General features: G+C 61.9%; 16 protein-coding genes. 6 read left to right on the forward strand and 10 right to left on the reverse strand.

Annotated features, from left to right (window positions below):
• Positions 1-36 precede the first annotated feature (36 nt).
• Both BACI9J_RS13450 and BACI9J_RS13455 read right to left on the reverse strand, forming a co-directional pair.
• On the reverse strand, positions 37-1,440 hold the full coding sequence (locus BACI9J_RS13450; protein WP_159734826.1) for a class II 3-deoxy-7-phosphoheptulonate synthase: 1,404 nt from the start codon (positions 1,438-1,440) through the stop codon (positions 37-39).
• A gap of 105 nt (positions 1,441-1,545) precedes the next feature.
• Positions 1,546-2,331, reverse strand: a complete 786-nt coding sequence (locus BACI9J_RS13455) for a lysophospholipid acyltransferase family protein (RefSeq protein ID WP_159734827.1) — start codon at positions 2,329-2,331, stop codon at positions 1,546-1,548.
• 110 nt (positions 2,332-2,441) lie between these two features.
• Here BACI9J_RS13455 and BACI9J_RS13460 point away from each other — a divergent pair, with 110 nt between their 5' ends.
• Genes BACI9J_RS13460 through BACI9J_RS13470 form a run of 3 tightly spaced genes read left to right on the forward strand, consistent with a single transcriptional unit; the run spans position 2,442 to position 4,577 of the window.
• Entirely contained in the window at positions 2,442-3,230 is a 789-nt protein-coding gene (locus BACI9J_RS13460; protein WP_159734828.1) for an alpha/beta hydrolase, read from the forward strand.
• Positions 3,227-4,030, forward strand: coding sequence for an alpha/beta hydrolase (locus BACI9J_RS13465; RefSeq protein WP_159734829.1), 804 nt, complete (start codon positions 3,227-3,229; stop codon positions 4,028-4,030). The genes BACI9J_RS13460 and BACI9J_RS13465 overlap by 4 nt, the downstream gene beginning before the upstream one ends.
• Entirely contained in the window at positions 4,017-4,577 is a 561-nt protein-coding gene (locus tag BACI9J_RS13470) for a hypothetical protein (protein WP_159734830.1), read from the forward strand. The genes BACI9J_RS13465 and BACI9J_RS13470 overlap by 14 nt, the downstream gene beginning before the upstream one ends.
• On the opposite strand, the gene BACI9J_RS13475 is transcribed toward BACI9J_RS13470, so the two are convergent.
• Complete coding sequence (locus tag BACI9J_RS13475; RefSeq protein ID WP_159734831.1) at positions 4,574-5,632, reverse strand: ROK family protein; 1,059 nt, start codon at positions 5,630-5,632, stop codon at positions 4,574-4,576. The two genes, BACI9J_RS13470 and BACI9J_RS13475, sit on opposite strands and share 4 nt — an antisense overlap.
• Positions 5,633-5,820: 188 nt before the next feature.
• Here BACI9J_RS13475 and BACI9J_RS13480 point away from each other — a divergent pair, with 188 nt between their 5' ends.
• Positions 5,821-7,632: an AMP-dependent synthetase/ligase gene (locus BACI9J_RS13480; protein WP_159734832.1), complete on the forward strand. Its 1,812-nt coding sequence runs from the start codon at positions 5,821-5,823 to the stop codon at positions 7,630-7,632.
• A gap of 78 nt (positions 7,633-7,710) precedes the next feature.
• Here BACI9J_RS13480 and BACI9J_RS13485 read toward each other — a convergent pair whose 3' ends face one another.
• Positions 7,711-11,106, reverse strand: a complete 3,396-nt coding sequence (locus BACI9J_RS13485) for a pyruvate carboxylase (RefSeq protein ID WP_159734833.1) — start codon at positions 11,104-11,106, stop codon at positions 7,711-7,713.
• A 301-nt stretch (positions 11,107-11,407) separates the two neighbouring features.
• Here BACI9J_RS13485 and BACI9J_RS13490 point away from each other — a divergent pair, with 301 nt between their 5' ends.
• A complete protein-coding gene (locus BACI9J_RS13490; RefSeq protein ID WP_159734834.1) occupies positions 11,408-12,217 on the forward strand; it encodes a ParA family protein in 810 nt (269 codons plus the stop codon).
• A 109-nt stretch (positions 12,218-12,326) separates the two neighbouring features.
• Here BACI9J_RS13490 and BACI9J_RS13495 read toward each other — a convergent pair whose 3' ends face one another.
• The 5 genes from BACI9J_RS13495 to gcvH all read right to left on the reverse strand — a co-directional run bounded on the left by BACI9J_RS13495 (position 12,327) and on the right by gcvH (position 15,396).
• A complete protein-coding gene (locus BACI9J_RS13495) occupies positions 12,327-12,920 on the reverse strand; it encodes a MerR family transcriptional regulator (RefSeq protein WP_141284742.1) in 594 nt (197 codons plus the stop codon).
• A gap of 235 nt (positions 12,921-13,155) precedes the next feature.
• On the reverse strand, positions 13,156-13,659 hold the full coding sequence (locus BACI9J_RS13500; RefSeq protein ID WP_017200817.1) for a bifunctional nuclease family protein: 504 nt from the start codon (positions 13,657-13,659) through the stop codon (positions 13,156-13,158).
• Positions 13,659-14,375 carry a transcriptional regulator FtsR gene (gene ftsR / locus BACI9J_RS13505; protein WP_159734835.1) on the reverse strand — a complete coding sequence of 239 codons (717 nt, stop codon included), beginning with the start codon at positions 14,373-14,375 and terminating at the stop codon, positions 13,659-13,661. Before ftsR ends, BACI9J_RS13500 begins: the two co-directional genes overlap by 1 nt.
• A gap of 20 nt (positions 14,376-14,395) precedes the next feature.
• Entirely contained in the window at positions 14,396-14,872 is a 477-nt protein-coding gene (locus tag BACI9J_RS13510) for an FHA domain-containing protein (RefSeq protein WP_159734836.1), read from the reverse strand.
• A 137-nt stretch (positions 14,873-15,009) separates the two neighbouring features.
• Entirely contained in the window at positions 15,010-15,396 is a 387-nt protein-coding gene (gcvH, locus tag BACI9J_RS13515; RefSeq protein ID WP_159734837.1) for a glycine cleavage system protein GcvH, read from the reverse strand.
• 117 nt (positions 15,397-15,513) lie between these two features.
• On the opposite strand from gcvH, the gene BACI9J_RS13520 reads away from it, so the two are divergent.
• Positions 15,514-16,092: a hypothetical protein gene (locus BACI9J_RS13520; RefSeq protein ID WP_159734838.1), complete on the forward strand. Its 579-nt coding sequence runs from the start codon at positions 15,514-15,516 to the stop codon at positions 16,090-16,092.
• 72 nt (positions 16,093-16,164) lie between these two features.
• On the opposite strand, the gene BACI9J_RS13525 is transcribed toward BACI9J_RS13520, so the two are convergent.
• Positions 16,165-17,373, reverse strand: coding sequence for an MFS transporter (locus BACI9J_RS13525; protein ID WP_159734839.1), 1,209 nt, complete (start codon positions 17,371-17,373; stop codon positions 16,165-16,167).
• Positions 17,374-17,483 lie beyond the last annotated feature (110 nt).

Raw genomic sequence — 17,483 nt, forward strand, 5'->3', positions numbered from 1 at the left:
CCGAAGAATCCGGACCGCGCCTTTGCTGTATCCCCACTACTTCTTGGAGAGGGCTCCTGCCACGAGGAAGGCCATCTCGAGGGACTGCATATGGTTCAGGCGGGGATCGCACACCGACTCATAGCGGTCCAGGAAGGCGTCCTGATCGATGGGATCGGCACCGCCCAGGCACTCAGCGACGTCGTCGCCGGTCATCTCAACGTGCAGTCCGCCCGGCACTGTACCAAGTGCCTGGTGGACCTCGAAGAATCCACGCACCTCATCAATGACGTCATCGAAGTTGCGCGTCTTGTAGCCGTTCGGCGAGGTGACCGTGTTGCCGTGCATCGGGTCAGTCACCCATAGCACCTGGGCACCGGATGAAGTGACGCGTTCGACGACGGCTGGCAGCTTCTCGCGGATGTTGCCGGCGCCCATGCGGGTGATGAACGTCAGACGGCCCGGTTCGCGGTTGGGGTCCAGCTTGTCAATGAGGCGCAGGGCGTCATCACCGCTGGTGGTGGGGCCGAGTTTGACTCCGATGGGGTTCCGCACACGGGACAGGAAGTCCACGTGGGCGTGGTCCAGTTCGCGGGTCCGCTCGCCGATCCACAGGAAGTGCGCCGAGGTGTCATACGGCAGGCCGGTCCGAGAATCGATGCGCGTCAGTGCGCGCTCGTAGTCCAGCAGCAGTGCTTCATGGCTGGCAAAGAACTCCACGCGCTTGAGTGCTTCGAAGTCAGCCCCGCAGGAATCCATGAAGCTGATGGCGCGGTCGATGTCCCGGGCCAGCGATTCGTAGCGTGCGTGCGCCGGGTTCTCCGTGAACCCCTTGTTCCACTGGTGAACAAGGCGAAGATCTGCAAAACCGCCCTGGGTGAAGGCACGGATCAGATTCAGTGTGGACGCCGACGTGTGGTAGGCCTTCAGCATCCGGCCGGCGTCGTGAGCGCGGGATTCGGGCGTGAATTCGTAGCCGTTGACGATGTCGCCGCGGTAAGCGGGAAGCGTGATGCCGTCGCGGGTCTCGTCATTGGAGGAACGCGGCTTCGCGAACTGGCCGGCCATCCGACCCATTTTGATCACGGGCATGGCAGCACCGTACGTGAGGACCACAGCCATCTGCAGGATCGTCTTGACCCGGGCACTGATTTTGTCCGCCGTAGCGGCCTCAAACGTTTCAGCGCAGTCGCCACCCTGCAGGAGGAAAGCTTTGCCTTGGGCAGCTGCAGCGAGCCGCTCCCTCAGAACGTCCACTTCACCGGCGAAGACCAAGGGCGGAACAACGGAGAGTTCCTTGACGGAAGCCTTGAAGACATCAGTGTTGGACCACGTGGGCTGCTGGGAAATGGGCAGGTCCCGCCAGGCGTCGAGCCCTGGATAGTTTGCCGCCCCGCTCTGGGCGGTGCTGGCGAGGGGATCTGCTGCGGAGGGTGCGGTGTTCGCGGTTAGCTCAGTCACCCTTCAAGAGTAGTAGGCCGCAGCAAGGTTGCGGGACTGCAGCCGTCATTGATGCCGCCTTCTGCGTCACAGTTTCCCCGTTGATCCGCGGCCTTCCCGCCAGGTTCACCTGGCTTCGGGGCTCCCCTGGCTGCGGGGTTCGTCCCTGTCTTCGGCAATGTCCTCGACGGTCTCTTCGGCAACCTCAATCTTGTGGACAGGCTCCGGGCCCTTACCGGCCAACTGGGCTTTGACCACCGCTGCGTATTCGTCCACGTACTCCTGGCCTGAAAGCCGCATCAGTTCGTACATGATTTCATCGGTGACGGCCCTCTGGATCAATCGGTCCTCCTCCATGCCGTAGTACCGGCTGAAGTCCAGGGGCTGCCCGAAGATGAGTCCGATCCGGCGGATGTTGGGGAGCCGTTTGCCGATTGGCTGGACCTTCTCCGTACCAATCATGGCCACGGGTATCACCGGGACACGTGTCTGCAGTGCAAGTTTGGCCACGCCCACTTTGCCCCGGTAGAGCCTGGCATCCGGGCTGCGGGTGCCTTCGGGATAGATCCCCAACAAGCCCCCGGAATTCAGGACGTCTTTGCCTGCCTGCAGCGACATTTCCGAGGCTGCCCCTCCGGAGCGGTCCATGGGCAGTTGGTTGCTCAGCCGGAAGAACAGCGCTGTGAGCCGCCCCTTGAGCCCCTTTCCCGTGAAGTACTCGGTCTTGGCCAGGAAGATCACAGGGCGGTGCACCATGAGGGGCAGGAAGATGGAGTCCGAGAAGGACAAGTGGTTGGACGCCAGAATGGCGGCTCCATTTTCTGGAACATTGTCCAGTCCCTTCACCCAGGGACGGAACAAGAGCTTGAGGATGGGACCAAGAAAGATCCTCTTCATGACCCAATAGAACACGTTTGTCCTCTCACGGCCGATTGGTTGGCATGCATCCGGGCAACCCGGCCGGCACTCAACAGCAACCCTACTCCAGTGAGAAATGACACGAACAGTGACACGATGGACGCATGACGGACCGCAACAAACCCGCCGCACCGCTCGCTTTCCACCATGCCGGGCACGGAGCCAATGCATCAATCGGAGTGGCCATCTGCCACGGCTTCACCGGAAGCCCCCTCAGCGTCCTTCCCTGGGCCGAGTATCTGGCCAAGCAGGGTTTCGCCGTGTCCGTCCCCCTCCTTCCCGGGCACGGCACCAGTTGGCAGGACCTGGCCACTACACGATGGCAGGACTGGTACCGCACCTTCGAGCAGAGCTACCTGGACCTTGCCGCCAAGACCGAAACCTGTTTTGTGGCAGGCCTGTCCATGGGTGGTGCCGTGGCTCTTCGCGTGGCGTCCCGGCATGACGTTGCCGGGCTGGCGTTGGTGAATCCGGGGCTGAGTTTCTACGACCGCCGCGTAAGGTACGTGGGAGCACTGAAGTACGTCATGCGTACTACCACCCCCATCGTGGAGGACACACCCGCACCGGTAACCACCCAGGACGGTGATTACTCCAAGACACCGCTGCAATCAGTGCACGAACTGAAGAAGCTCTTCCGCGCAGCTACCCGGGGCTTGCCCCATGTTGAGGCTCCCGCTTTGGTGTTCAAGTCCTCGGTGGATGGTGTTATCCCGCCCAGCTCTGTGGCCACTATCAGCAAGTACATTGACTCCTCCCGCTTGAACGTGGTCACCCTCCCCAACAGCGGGCACGTAGCCACCTTGGATGTTGACGCGCCCGCCATTTTTGAAGAATCGGCCCACTTTTTCCGCCAGCACGCCGGCGACAGAGTAGCCTCGGAGTCATCATGAACATGCCTCCCGACTTTTCACCGTTCCACAGCAGCTGGAAGGGGGCCGGGCCGCGCGTTGGCGTGGTCCTGTCCCACGGGTTCACCGGGAGCCCCCACAGCGTCAGGCCGTGGGCTCAGCACCTTGCCGCGGCCGGCTATGCCGTCAGGCTGCCTTTGTTGCCCGGGCACGGCACCTCGTGGCAGGACATGGCCACCCGCTCATGGCGGGAGTGGCACCGTGCCGTGGATGATGCTTACCTCGAGCTGGCTTCCGAGTGCGATTACGTGTTCTCTGCAGGTTTGTCCATGGGTGGAACCTTGGCTTTGCGGATCGCAGCCACGCGTCCTGTCGCAGGGACAGTGGTGGTGAATCCGGGGCTGGTCCTTGATGATCCACGGGCTGTGATCGTTGCTGCACTGAAGTACGTTGTGAGAACTACTCCGTCGATCGCCAATGACATCCTCAAACCGGATCAAGACGAGGGTGCCTACGCCCGGACACCGGTCGCAGCCGCTCACCAATTGAAGAAGATGTACAAAGATACGGCCGCTATCCTGCCCCGCATCGCCTCGCCGGTCCTCGTTTACAAGTCCACCGTAGACAATGTGATTTCGAACGCGAGCCTGGAGTTCCTCCGTTCCCGGGTCCAGGCACCGGTGGATGTCAGCTATCTCCATAACAGTCGCCATGTGGCCACCTTGGATAATGATGCGCCGGAGATCTTTGCCGGTTCTGTCGAGTTCATTCAAAAGACCGTAGCGGCCTTGGCCGGACACGGGCTTTCCTCCGAAAAGGACACAGCCCATGAACAGGCCTGATCCCAATTCCGCTGATCAAAGCGCCAACAAGGACGACGACGCCGTGTGGCTGGATCTGGTGTCCCGCTTGGAGGCCACGCAGTCGGGGCCGGCCGGGGAACCGGCTGAGGACAGCCATGAGGGCCACGGCGTTGAAGCCGGGCATCCACAGCCCGGACCCGGGCCCGGGAGGACCTTCAAGGATTTCGATCCGCTGGGCCTCTCTGCCCCGGCTCAGGAAGCTGCGCCGGATGGTGCCGCAACTCGTGAAGATGCCGAAACACCCGGCCGATCGTCCGGACCCCGTGACTTCGAAGTGGAGGACGAGGACCATACGTTCATCCCGGAAGAGCCCCCAAGCCTGGCGGGAACGGAACCGCTGGTCATGTTGGCATGGGTTGGTGCCGTGGGCGGACCCATCGCTTTGCTCTTCACTGCCATGTTTTGGCGGTCCGCACCCCTAACGGCAACGCTCGGCATCGTGGCTGTCTTCGTGGCATCGGTGATATACCTCATCATGCGGCTTCCGCAGGAAAAGAATGAAGACGACGACGGCGCCCGCCTCTAGTTGCGCGCCCGGCCACTGACACGGGAGAGGTCTGCGGCGCCGATCATGCCGGCCCGCGGGCCGAGTGCTGCCAGTTCTATTCCCGCCATGGGCCGGAAGCCCCGCCCTGTGAGGTTCTTTGCAAATGACTCCCGGGCCGGCGCGGCAAGCAACTCCCCTGCATCGCACAGACCTCCGCCGATCACGAACATTCCGGGATCCAACGCCGCCGCGAGGTTGGCCAACCCCAGCCCCAACCATTCGCCTTGATCGGCAATGAGTTCCCGAGAGGTGGCATCGCCTTCAAGCGCCAGTGACGTCACGGCTGCCCCGGACAGATTGTCCACGGTCCCGCCCGCCTTTTCCAAGAGGGCGCACCCTGCCGGGGAGTTGGTCCGTACCAGTTGCCTGGCTTCGCGCCCCAGGGCGTTGCCGGAGGCGTACTGCTCCCAGCATCCGCGGTTGCCGCATTCGCAGCGGTGTCCCCCGGGGAAAATAATCTGGTGCCCAAATTCGCCTGCCACGCCGTAGCGTCCACGCTCCACCCGGCCGTCCATGACCATGGCTCCGCCGATTCCCGTGCCCAGGGTGATGCACACGAGGCGGCTTTCGCCCTGACCTGCGCCAAAGCGCCATTCCGCCCACGCTGCGGCGTCGGCGTCGTTGGTCAACAGGACCGGACGCCTCAGCAATTTCTGAAGGCTGTCCCTCAAGGGCTCATTACGCCAGGCGAGGTGCGGGCTGAACAGTACAGTGCCGCCGTCGAGGTCCATCCACCCTGCGGCCCCGATTCCCACCGTAGCGATCCTGTGGCCCGCACTGAGCTCGTTGACCAGCTCTACAATGGTCTGCTCTACCGCGCGGGGATCTGAGCCGGGTGTTGACCTGCGGGCTTCGGCGAGGACCCGGCCCTCGGCGTCCACAACGCCTGCGGCCACTTTGGTACCGCCGATGTCAATCCCGATCGCCAGTCCGCGGCGGCCCAAATGGCTTCGTCGGGCAGCCCAGGGCGCATCCCTCCATGCCGAGGCCGGGGGCTTGGGTCTGACCAGGGAACTGGACCGTAGTGCGGGCATCCCATCATCCTATTCCGCGGGGCGGAGCGGCACCTGCATTCCAGACGGGAGAAGGTCCCGAGTTGCTTGAATTGACCGCTGATCCGTAAAGTTACTCGCCAGTAGGTGAAATAGAACACACCACCGCGAGCGGGCATACTAGAGTGAAAGCAGCCCCTCGTGGCCCGTGGATATCAAAGGAGCTACCCGTGCGTGAAATAAGTGTTCCTCCCCTCGTGAACATCGCCCCGGAAACCAACATCACGGACTTCGTGATCCGCGAGGCAGGAAAAGCATCCAACCCCGCACTTTTCTCCAAGCTGGACACGAACGGGCAGTGGCAGGACATCCGCGCCACGGACTTCCTCGAGGACGTGAGGGCCTTGGCCAAAGGCCTCATCGCCAGCGGCGTGGGTTTAGGCGACCGCGTGGGCATCATGTCCCGCACCCGCTATGAATGGTCCCTGGTGGACTTTGCCATTTGGTTTGCCGGCGCAGTGTCCGTGCCGATTTACGAGACGTCCTCCCCTTCACAGGTGGCCTGGAACCTGGGCGACTCCGGCGCCGTGGCCGCGTTTGGTGAAGCCGCGCACCATGAGGATGTGATCCGCCAGGCTGTGGCCGCGGAAGATATCACCTCTGTGGCCAATGTGTGGCAGCTTGAAGGTGCCGGACTGGACGCCCTGCGTGCCGCGGGTGCAGGAGTTCCCGACGACGAACTCGAGTCCCGCCGCTCCTCGGCCGGGCTCAAGGATCTCGCCACCATCATTTACACCTCAGGCACCACGGGCAGGCCCAAGGGTTGCGAGCTGACACACGGCAACTTCGTTGAACTTTCCGAGAATGCCCGTGCTTCACTGCCTGAGATCATCAATGAGTCCGGCAAGACCATCATGTTCCTCCCCTTGGCCCACGTTTTTGCACGCTTCATCTCCGTGCTGGCCGTGGCAGGCGGGGTCAAGGTGGCACATACTCCGGACATCAAGAATCTGCTGGCTGACCTCCAGAGCTTCCAGCCGACGTTCATCCTGGCTGTTCCGCGTGTCTTTGAAAAGGTGTACAACTCTGCACTGACCAAAGCAGAGGACGGCGGCAAGGGCGCCATTTTCCATCGGGCAGCCGATACCGCAATCGCCTACTCCAAGGCGCGCGAAGCCGGTTCGCTGGGTCTTGGCTTGAAGCTCAAGCATGCCGTGTTCGACAAACTCGTCTACGGGAAGCTTCGCGCCGCAATGGGCGGCCACGTTGCGCACGCGGTCTCCGGCGGCGGTCCCCTGGGAGAGCGCCTGGGCCACTTCTTCCAAGGCATCGGCCTGCAGATCCTGGAGGGCTATGGCCTGACTGAGACCACGGCACCCATCTCCGTGAACACTCCGTCCATGATCAAGATCGGCACCGTTGGCGCCCCGCTCCCGGGCAACTCAGTGAAGATTGCCGACGACGGCGAAATCCTCACCAAGGGCGTCTGCGTCATGCGTGGCTACTACAACCGCGAAGACCTCACGGCTGAGACGTTCGCCGATGGCTGGTTCCGCACCGGCGACATCGGAGAACTGGATAGCAACGGTTTCCTCAAGATCACTGGACGCAAGAAGGAAATCATTGTTACCGCAGGCGGGAAGAACGTAGTTCCTGCCCTGCTGGAGGACCAGATCCGGGCGGATGCCCTGGTTTCCCAAGTGCTGGTAGTGGGCGACAACCGCCCGTTCATCGGCGCCCTGGTCACCCTGGATGAAGAAGCCCTTCCCGGCTGGCTGGACCGTCACGGACTGCCTGCAAGCACCACGCTCGCAGAAGCCACTGACCACGCCGTAGTGAAGGCGGCCGTCCAGGAACTTATCAGCAAGGCCAACCAGTCCGTCTCCCAGGCAGAGGCCATCAAGTCCTTCAGGATCGTCCCGGCGGACTTCACTGAAGCCTCAGGGCACCTGACGCCGTCCCTCAAGGTCAAGCGTGCGCAAGTCATGAAGGACTTCGACGCCGTCATTGAGGAAATGTACTCGGCACCGCGGGCGTCCTAGCCACCGAAACGCTGGCGACTGGAACTAAAAAAGTACCCCGTCCGGATGTTCCGGACGGGGTACTTTTTGCGTGTGTGGCTAGCCGACCACCAGCAGCAGGTCGCCGCCCTGGACTTGCTCCACGGAGGAAATGGCGAGTCGTGAGACCGTGCCCGCCACCGGCGTCGTGATGGACGCTTCCATCTTCATGGCCTCAATGGTGGCCACGGTGTCGCCTGCGTTCACAGCATCGCCCACCTTGACCGTCACTGTCACTGCGCCGGCAAACGGGGCGGCAACCTGACCCTGTTGTGCCGGATCTGCCTTCTCGGCCGCCTTGACGTTGCTGACCACCGAACGGTCGCGGACAACAACCGGCCGTGACTGGCCGTTGAGCGTGCACATCACGGTGCGCATGCCCTTCTCATCGGCTTCTGAGACAGCCTCAAGCTGGGCAATGAGGCGTACGCCCTTCTCCAGCTCGATGACGTGCTCTGCGCCCTGCTGGAGACCGTACAGGTAGTCACGGGTATCCAGCACGGAGATGTTGCCGTAAGTGTCAACGCTCTTCAGGTAATCCTTGGTGGGTCCTGCGAAGAGCAAACGGTTCAGCGTGTGCTGTCGGGTCTTGGAGTCACCCTTAAGCGCTGCGCTGTCCTCGGCGCTGATCTCGACGTCGCGCACCTTGATGCTTCGGCCCTGAAGGGCCTTGGTGCGGAACGGCTCGGGCCAGCCTCCGGGAGGATCACCGAGTTCGCCGGACAGGAAGCCGATCACGGAGTCCGGGATGTCGTAGTTCTGCGGGTTCTCGTTGAAGTCCGCGGGATCGGCATTGAGTCCCACCAGGTGCAGGGCGAGATCGCCCACCACCTTGGAGGACGGAGTAACCTTCACCAAGCGGCCAAGGATGCGGTCAGCCGCCGTGTACATGTCCTCGATCGCCTCGAACTGCTCGCCGAGACCCAATGCGATGGCCTGCTGGCGGAGGTTGGACAACTGGCCGCCGGGGATTTCGTGCTGGTAGACGCGTCCTGTGGGCCCCGGAAGACCGGATTCGAACGGGGCGTAAACTCTGCGCACAGCCTCCCAGTAGGGTTCGAGCGCGCCGACGTTGGCCAGGCTAAGCCCGGTATCGCGGGGCGTGTTGGCCAAAGAGGCAACCAATGCAGAGGCGGCGGGCTGGCTGGTGGTGCCGGCCAGGGAAGCAGCTGCGACATCGACGGCGTCCACTCCGGCCTCAACAGCTGCAAGCAAGGTGGCAAGCTGACCGCCCGCGGTGTCATGGGTGTGCAGGTGCACCGGGAGGTCGAAGCGCTCACGCAAGGCCGAGACCAGCTTCGCGGCAGCCGCCGGACGCAGGAGGCCGGCCATGTCCTTGATGGCCAGTATGTGTGCACCGGCATCGACGATCTTCCGGGCCAGGTCCAGGTAGTAGTCGAGGGTGTAGAGGTCCTCATCGGGATCCAGAAGGTTGCCGGTGTAGCACAGCGCAACTTCCGCAACGGCCGTACCCGTGGCCCGTACCGCCCGAATGGCGGGAGCCATCTGGTTGACGTCATTGAGGGCGTCGAAGATGCGGAAGATATCAATGCCTGTGGCGGCGGCCTCGTTAACGAAGGCCTCCGTCACTTCTTCCGGGTACGGGGTGTAGCCTACGGTGTTACGCCCGCGGAGCAGCATCTGGATACAGGTGTTTGGCAACGCCTTACGCAAAGCAGCCAGGCGGTCCCACGGGTCCTCACCGAGGAAGCGGAGCGCGACGTCGTACGTTGCACCGCCCCAGGCTTCCACGGAAAGCAGCTCCGGCATGAGTGCCGTGACGGCCGGGCCGGCGGCTACGAGGTCCCGGGTACGTACACGTGTTGCCAACAGCGACTGGTGAGCGTCACGGAAGGTGGTGTCCGTGACAGCCACTGCCTGCTGTTCGCGAAGGGCCTTTGCGAAGCCTTCAGGCCCAAGTTCAATCAACTTCTGGCGCGAACCCGAAGTGGGAACGGGTCCGTCGATCACGGGAAGTTTGCTTGCCGGGTCCGAGTGGACAGTGAGCTCGCCGTTGGGCTTGTTCACGGTGACTTCGGCCAGCCAAGTCAGCAACTTGGTACCGCGGTCTGCGGAAATGTGCGACTTCAGCAGCTCAGGGCGCTTATCAATGAAGTCCGTTGCCACGTTTCCGGCATTGAAGTCCGGGTCCGCAAGCACTGCCTGCAGGAACGGAATGTTGGTGGACACGCCACGGATGCGGAATTCAGCCAAGCCACGACGCGCGCGGGCCACAGCCGCGGGGTAGTCACGGCCACGGCAGGTCAGCTTCACCAGCATGGAGTCAAAGTGGGGGCTGATCTCGGCACCGGAGTAGACCGTACCGCCGTCGAGCCTGACGCCGGCGCCACCAGCGGAACGGTAGCCGGTGATCTTTCCGACGTCGGGGCGGAAGCCGTTGGCGGGGTCTTCGGTGGTGATACGGCACTGCAGGGCAGCGCCCTTGATGGACACCGAATCCTGGCTCAGCCCCAGGTCCGCGAGGGTTTCACCCGAGGCAATGCGCATCTGTGCCTGCACAAGGTCAACATCGGTGATTTCCTCTGTGACGGTGTGCTCAACCTGGATACGGGGGTTCATTTCAATGAAGACGTGCTGGCCTGCCCGCTCCCCCTCCGTGTCCACCAGGAATTCCACGGTTCCGGCGTTGACGTAGTTCAGGGCCTTGGCGAAGGCCACGGCATCCCGGTACAGCGCCTGGCGGATGTTCTCATCCAGATTGGGAGCAGGCGCGATTTCCACAACTTTCTGGTGCCTGCGCTGCAACGAACAGTCACGCTCAAAGAGGTGCATGACGTTACCTTCGGCGTCCGCCAGGATCTGCACCTCAATGTGACGCGGACGCAGGACTGCCTGCTCCAGGAACATGGTGGGATCGCCGAATGCTGCGTCAGCTTCGCGCATGGCGGACTGCAACGCTTCAGGAAGGGCTTCGCGCGTCTCCACGCGCCGCATCCCGCGGCCACCGCCACCGGCAACAGCCTTGGCGAAAATCGGAAAGCCGATCTCGTCAGCTGCAGCGATGAGCTCGTCAAGGTCCTTGGAGGGCTTGCTCGACTTCAGGACAGGAACGCCTGCCTTGCGGGCGGCCTCCAACGCGGCAACCTTGTTGCCTGCCAGCTCCAATACCTCCGCGGGCGGACCCACAAAGGTAATTCCTGCTGCCTTGGCAGCACGGGCGAGGTCCGGGTTCTCCGAGAGGAAGCCGTAGCCGGGGTAAATGGCGTCAGCGCCGGCTTCTTTGGCGACGCGGACAACCTCCTCTACGTCCAGGTAGGCGCGGACGGGATGGCCCACCTCGCCGATCAGGTAAGCTTCGTCGGCCTTCTGCCGGTGGATCGAGTTACGGTCCTCGTGCGGAAAGACGGCTACGGTCTTGGCGCCCAGTTCATAACCAGCGCGAAACGCCCTGATCGCGATTTCGCCGCGATTGGCCACCAGAATTTTCGAAAACATACTTCTCCTGCATCATTGCGGGTGGATCGGTCGGTGGTCACAGTGTGTAGTGCCGCCAGCATCAAACACAAATCTTTGTGGCAACCATCACAAAGGAAACGTCATGTGGGCTGTATATGCGTGCGCGCGATCCGACGGCATGCTATTGCCGAGCCTTACCCCGGCACCCGGGCGCGTAGAAAGCGGGAAACCACAGCGATGCACCATATGATGTTGAGGGGGCTTCGGCAAGCCCCGGCTCCGGCGCTTCCGGAGCGAATCAGCGCGATACGGCAACCGGCGTTAGGTTTTGGGTTTTCAAGTGCAAGTAGTCAGCATCAGCAGCCTCAAAGGTGGAGTGGGAAAGACGTCCGTCACCACCGGTCTGGCGTCCGCGGCCCTCGCAGCCGGTATTTCCACTCTGGTGGTGGATCTCGATCCCCACGCCGACGCCACCACGGCACTTGGCGTGCAGCCAGGCGGACAACTGGACATCGGCCGAATGCTGAAAAGCCCTCGGAAAGCCAACCTGGCGGGCAATGTGGCCGGCAGCAGTTGGGTCTCCAACGGCTCAAGCAATGGCACCTTGGACGTAGCTGTCGGCTCGGCCTTCACAGGAATCTACGACCGCCCCGACCTGGGCAGGCGCGATCTCCGACGCCTTTCCGCAGTATTGGCTGGTGCCGCCAACTATGAGCTCGTTCTGGTTGACTGCCCGCCCTCACTCAACGGGCTGACCCGAATGGCGTGGAGCGCCAGCGACCGCGTAGTACTCGTGGCCGAGCCCGGGCTCTTCTCCGTGGCCGGCACGGAGCGCACCATGCGTGCCATCCAGCTGTTCCGGCAGGAGTTCGCCCCCAATTTGGCCCCGGCCGGGATTGTGGCCAACAGAGTCCGCACCGGATCCGTGGAGCACACCTTCCGTTTGGCTGAAATGGAATCCATGTTCGGCGAACTGCTGCTGACACCGCACATTCCGGAGCAAGCCAACTGGCAGCAAATCCAAGGCGCAGCGCACTCGGTCCATCACTGGCCCGGAGATTCCGCCAAGAATGCAGCCAAGCTTTTCGATGCCCTGCTCGAAAGCCTCTTGGCCGGACAATCCTCGCTGCGGGACCGCCGACAACGCTGATACCGCCCGCGAGTCCCCTGTTCGGAAACACGCTCTAAACACTAAGAAGGCCTCGGTCCCATCAGGGACCGAGGCCTTCTTTTCGTTGACTTTTAGCTATGGTTGGCGTTTAGCCGATCCGGCGCGCTACGCGTCGCTTGCTCAATTCGTCGTCGGGAAAGGACTGTTCACCAGCGTGTTCGCTGGGAAGCGCAGCCAGGCTTCCCTCCACTTCCCGCCATACACGCCCCACGGCGATGCCGAAGACGCCTTGACCGCCCTGAACGAGATCGATGACCTCGTCAGCGGATGTACATTCGTAGACACTGGCGCCATCGCTCATCAGTGTGATCTGTGCAAGGTCCTCGACGCCCCGCTCGCGCAGGTGTTCCACGGCGGTGCGGATCTGCTGGAGTGATACGCCGGTATCAAGGAGGCGCTTGACCACTTTGAGAACCAGGATGTCGCGGAAGCCATAGAGTCGCTGTGATCCGGAGCCGGCTGCACCGCGAACGGCAGGCTCAACCAAACCAGTACGTGCCCAGTAGTCGAGCTGGCGGTAGGTGATCCCTGCGGCCTTGCAAGCAGTAGGACCGCGGTAGCCCGCGTCCTCGTCCAGCACAGGAAGGTCCTCCGTGAAGAGCAAACCTTGGGCGCCGGATGCGGGCGCAGCAATACCGGCAGAGGACTGCTTCAGCTCGCCTGCTTCGCCTTTCGGACTCACGTGACCTCCTTGTTCTCAGTTCCCTTGGGGACGGTGCATACCCTGATACAACGGCAAAATGCAGCGGTGTAATTCCCGCAAGTCCGCATCTTCCAGTGTGACTTGCGCAGGCAGTGTATGCAACGGGAACTTGATAACTTCGACGTTAGGCCCGTGAGGCCCCGAGGTCAAAGACCTTGGCCCCAAAATCCGGTCGTGTCGAAACTTTCACCCTCAACTTTAGGCTTAGGGTGGATCAGCCTTCGAAATCTTCCGGTTCCACGTCATCCAGGAACTCCCGGAAACGGCGCATTTCACGTTCTTCATCCACTGCGGGATCCGGCTCCGAATCCTCGCCTTCGTCGTGCTCAGTAATGCGCACGCCGGCTTCCTCCATGACGGCGTCGGCGCACCAGATACGGCATTTGGCCCGCAGTGCCAAGGCCAACGCGTCCGAAGCGCGGGAGCTCACCACCGTGCCGTCGTCGAACTGCAACTGTCCGTAGAAGATGTTGTCTTCCACAGCCACAATGTTCACGCTGATGATCGAATGCCCCAAGGACTCCACAACGTCCACCAAAAGATCGTGCGTCATGGGCCGCGGCGGGACAACGCCCTGCTGGGCCAGGGCGATGGCACTGGCCTCAGGCGTTCCGATCCAGATGGGAACATGGCGCTCTCCGTTGATCTCCCTCAGGAGCACCAAAGGCTGGTTGGAAGGCAGTTCGATCCGGACCCCGACGATTTCGACTTCGATCATCAGCTATCCATCCGGGAGATACGGTGGTGAACCAAGGCCCTGTGCAGGGTAAGGCAAAGATCGCTGATCTCGCGGGCGGCCTCAGCAGCCCGGGCCTGCGACGCTGCGTCCCGCCGCGAAGTCAAGGGCGCAACAGCCCTCTCAACCAGGCCGAACTCCCGCTCGGCGGCAGCTTGGAAGGGCCGAAGGTGCCGGGGCTCCAAACCATGACCTTCCAACTGGACACAGGCCCGCGCCACTTGGAGGGCGTGTTCGTCAAACTTCCCGCCCACGTGGCTGATCAACCCAAAACTCAAGAGTGATTCGAGCAACGGAACGCTCGCGCCCGACTCGGCGCGCAACTGCTCCTCGGTGAGGGCACGGGCACGCCCTTGCACCTCAGCTGCCATCTCCGCTGAGACCACCCTGGGTGACACCGTGACACCGGGCGGAAGATTCTCCGGCCTCTCACCGCGGTCGATTGCGTCCAGATAGTCCTTGATGACCTTGAGCGGAAGGTACTGATCCCGCTGAAGGGCCAACACGAAGCGTAGCCGCTCAACGTCGCTGTCTGCGTACTGACGGTAGCCGGCAGGAGTCCGCTTGGGGTTGATGAGTCCTTTTTCCTCAAGGAAACGAATCTTGGACGCCGTCATGCCGGGGAAGTCGTCGCTCAACTGAGCCAGGACTTCCCCTATGTTCAGGACCTGCGGTCCGCGACGGTCCTGCTGGGCCATAGCCACAGGCAGATACCCCGTCAGACTTGGCCTGCTGCGCGAACAGGGCTCAGGTAGTAGGTCAACCGGAACTTGCCGATCTGAACCTCGTTGCCGCTCTTCAGGTGTACACGGTCCACGCGGTCGTGGTTAACGTACGTTCCATTCAGGCTTCCCATGTCCACCAGTTCGAAGCCGGATTCAGACCGGATGAACTGAACATGCTTGCGGGAGACCGTGACATCATCCAGGAAGATATCGGCATCAGGGTGCCTTCCCGCCGTGGTGGTGTCCGCGTCCAACAGGAAACGAGCACCGGCATTGGGTCCGCTGTGCGCAATGAGCAAAGCTGAGTTCGGCGGAAGTGCGTCTACGGATGCACGCTCTTCAGGGGCCAACTTGGGCGCGATACTCGGCTCGTCCCACGTTGGCGTGATGCTGATCGAGGTGGTCTCCGACGTCGGCTGTTCCTCCGCGCCGTTCCCGACATTGGCTTGATTCTGTTCGCCGCCAACCATGGAATTTCCTCCTCATCCGCCGGCAGTTCCAAACCCTGCCGGCCACTTCCGCCTCCCGGTACCGCCGGGCAAATCGGTTGCTGGCCCGCCGTCATGCTTTTCTGTTTAAGGAAAGCCGCCTGACGGGCCAGATAACTTTAGCCTACCTGTTGTTCGTACTCCGATGCACTGAGCAGGGAATCCACTGCGTCAGCTTCCGCGAGCTTTACTTCAATAAGCCATCCCTCGCCGTACGGGTCTGAGTTAATCAAGGCCGGATCAGTGTCCAGAGCATCGTTTCGATTGATGACTTCACCGGTAACCGGCGCGTAGATATCGCTCACGCTCTTGGTGGATTCCACCTCGCCCACAACTTCATTGCCGGTGACTTTCGTCCCCGGCTCAGGCATCTGGGCATAGACAACATCACCCAACGCGTCCTGCGCGAAGTCAGTGATGCCAATGCGCACTACGCCGTCGGCATCGGGAGCGGTAACCCATTCGTGTTCTGCGGTGTAGGAAAGTTCTTCCGGAATATTGCTCACTGGTGGCCTTTCATCGGGATTTTCACGAACCTCGACGGCGGCCTGTACAGATGGCCACCGCTGAAAGTATAGGCACATTTCCCCTGCACCTGATGGGGTCTCTGCCATGATTGACCCATGACCGAACAAGTACAAGTACCAGCTCAGAAAAAGCGCAATACAGGCGTCAAAATAGTCCTGATCCTGGTGGCAGTACTTGTCGCTGTGGCAGCTTACTTTATTCTTGGGGCCATCCTTCCCCGCTGGTGGGCCGATGTGATCGCCGGACAGGTCCGGCGCGACCTTGGAGCCAGTGTTCTGGTAGGTATGTTCTACGGATTCGTTTTCACCTTCATGCCACTCCTTGTTGCATGGCAAGCCACCCGCAAACCGGTGTCCTGGCCTTGGAAAATCGTCATTGTCCTGGTTGCCGTCGCCATCTCCACACCTAATCTGCTCACCGCAGGCATCGCGTTCGGCAGCACCGAGTCCGCCCACGCCGGCCAACGGACCTTGAGCGTGGATGCTGGATTCTTCACCACCTGGACCGCCATTTCCGCCGTTGCTGCTGTCATCGTCTTCATTGCAATGACCATTCTTTGGGCGCTGTGGCGGCGCAGGGGAAAGCAGATGAAGGTGCTCAGGCAAGCCGAGAACCAACGCGTCAAGGCCGCGAAGAGCACTGCAGCTGAAACGCAAACCACGCCCAACGCATAGTACATCAAGAAGCCCGCCACGAATTATCCGTGGCGGGCTTCTTTGTTTTCGGCCGAGCCTGGCAGCCCGGCGTCAGGCGACGGTGACCTCACGCGGTTCGCGTTCGACGTCGGGAGTTACACCAGGTGCCGCCGCTCCCCCTCGTTTCGCCGCTGCAGCCGCGGCCAGCATGACCAACAGTGCTGCGACAGTAATGCCGGCCCCGGCCCAGATGGGCGAGGTGTAGCCGAGACCCGCGGTGATAGTGACGCCACCGAGCCAGGCCCCCAGCGCGTTGCCGAGGTTGAACGCGCCGATGTTCGCACCTGATGCCAATGTGGGTGCCGTGGAGGCAAAGTGCATCACGCGCATCTGGAGACCCGGAACGGTAGCGAAACCGAAACCGCCCATGAGCACCAAGGACACCAGCGTTGCGATGCTGTTCGAAGCGGTAAGGGCGAAGAAGATCAGCACAGCGACCAGCCCGGCAAGGATGAGAATGAGTGACTTGTCCAACGCTTTATCCGCGGCCTTTCCTCCCAGGAAGTTGCCCACGAACAGGCCGCCACCGAACAGCACCAGGAGCCACGGCACGGCTCCTGACTCAAATCCGGAGACCTCGGTGAGAGTGAAGGCGATATACGTGAACGCACCGAACATGCCGCCGAATCCGAGAATGGTCACGATGATGGAGAGCCACACCTGACCGGATGCAAAGGCACCCAACTCGCTGCGGAGGCCCTTGGTGGGTTCCGTGGTGGCCTTGGGGACCATCAGCGCGATACCGAGCAGGGCAACCACGCCTATGGCCGTGATGGCCCAAAAGGTTGAGCGCCACCCGAAGTTCTGGCCCAGCAGCGTCCCGAAGGGAACTCCCAGGACGTTTGCTGCGGTAAGACCGGTAAACATGATGGCGATGGCCCCGGCCTTCTTGTGGGATGGCACCAGGCTTGCGGCGACCACGGACCCAATACCGAAGAAGGCGCCATGGCAGAGCGCTGCGACAATACGGCCGATCATCATGGCCGCGTAGCTGTCCGCGATGGCGGATAAAAAGTTGCCGGCAATAAACAAGACGAGCAAGCCGATGAGAACCGGCTTTCGCGGCAGCCTGGTCACTGCGGCAGTGACCAGGAGGGCGCCAACGGTGACACTCAAGGCATAGCCGGAGATGAACCAACCGGCGGAAGCCTCACTGACCTGGAAGTCGGCAGCAACTTCCGGCAAGAGGCCCATGATCACGAATTCGGTCAGTCCGATGCCGAATCCGCCGAGGGCAAGGGCGATCAACCCTGCGGGCATGTGGAGCTCCTTCAAATGACTGGTTCCGGGACGAAGTGGAAGTGCGTCGCCGGGAACCGTAGAATATTAGTTGCAGACGCTCTATATATAGTTGCACACGCTAGATACTT

Origin of the sequence: Arthrobacter sp. 9V, assembly GCF_902506065.1 — a bacterium.
Taxonomy (GTDB): Bacteria; Actinomycetota; Actinomycetes; order Actinomycetales; family Micrococcaceae; genus Arthrobacter.

Bases quoted from the DNA above. Each gene is read 5' to 3' on its own strand.
- ftsR (WP_159734835.1), bottom strand. From the start codon at position 14,375: ATGGCCCAGCAGGACCGTCGCGGACCGCAGGTCCTGAACATAGGGGAA.
- BACI9J_RS13465 (WP_159734829.1), top strand. From the start codon at position 3,227: ATGAACATGCCTCCCGACTTTTCACCGTTCCACAGCAGCTGGAAGGGG.
- BACI9J_RS13470 (WP_159734830.1), top strand. From the start codon at position 4,017: ATGAACAGGCCTGATCCCAATTCCGCTGATCAAAGCGCCAACAAGGAC.
- BACI9J_RS13520 (WP_159734838.1), top strand. From the start codon at position 15,514: ATGACCGAACAAGTACAAGTACCAGCTCAGAAAAAGCGCAATACAGGC.
- BACI9J_RS13525 (WP_159734839.1), bottom strand. From the start codon at position 17,373: ATGCCCGCAGGGTTGATCGCCCTTGCCCTCGGCGGATTCGGCATCGGA.
- BACI9J_RS13460 (WP_159734828.1), top strand. From the start codon at position 2,442: ATGACGGACCGCAACAAACCCGCCGCACCGCTCGCTTTCCACCATGCC.
- BACI9J_RS13475 (WP_159734831.1), bottom strand. From the start codon at position 5,632: ATGCCCGCACTACGGTCCAGTTCCCTGGTCAGACCCAAGCCCCCGGCC.
- BACI9J_RS13485 (WP_159734833.1), bottom strand. From the start codon at position 11,106: ATGTTTTCGAAAATTCTGGTGGCCAATCGCGGCGAAATCGCGATCAGG.
- BACI9J_RS13510 (WP_159734836.1), bottom strand. From the start codon at position 14,872: ATGGTTGGCGGCGAACAGAATCAAGCCAATGTCGGGAACGGCGCGGAG.
- BACI9J_RS13500 (WP_017200817.1), bottom strand. From the start codon at position 13,659: ATGATCGAAGTCGAAATCGTCGGGGTCCGGATCGAACTGCCTTCCAAC.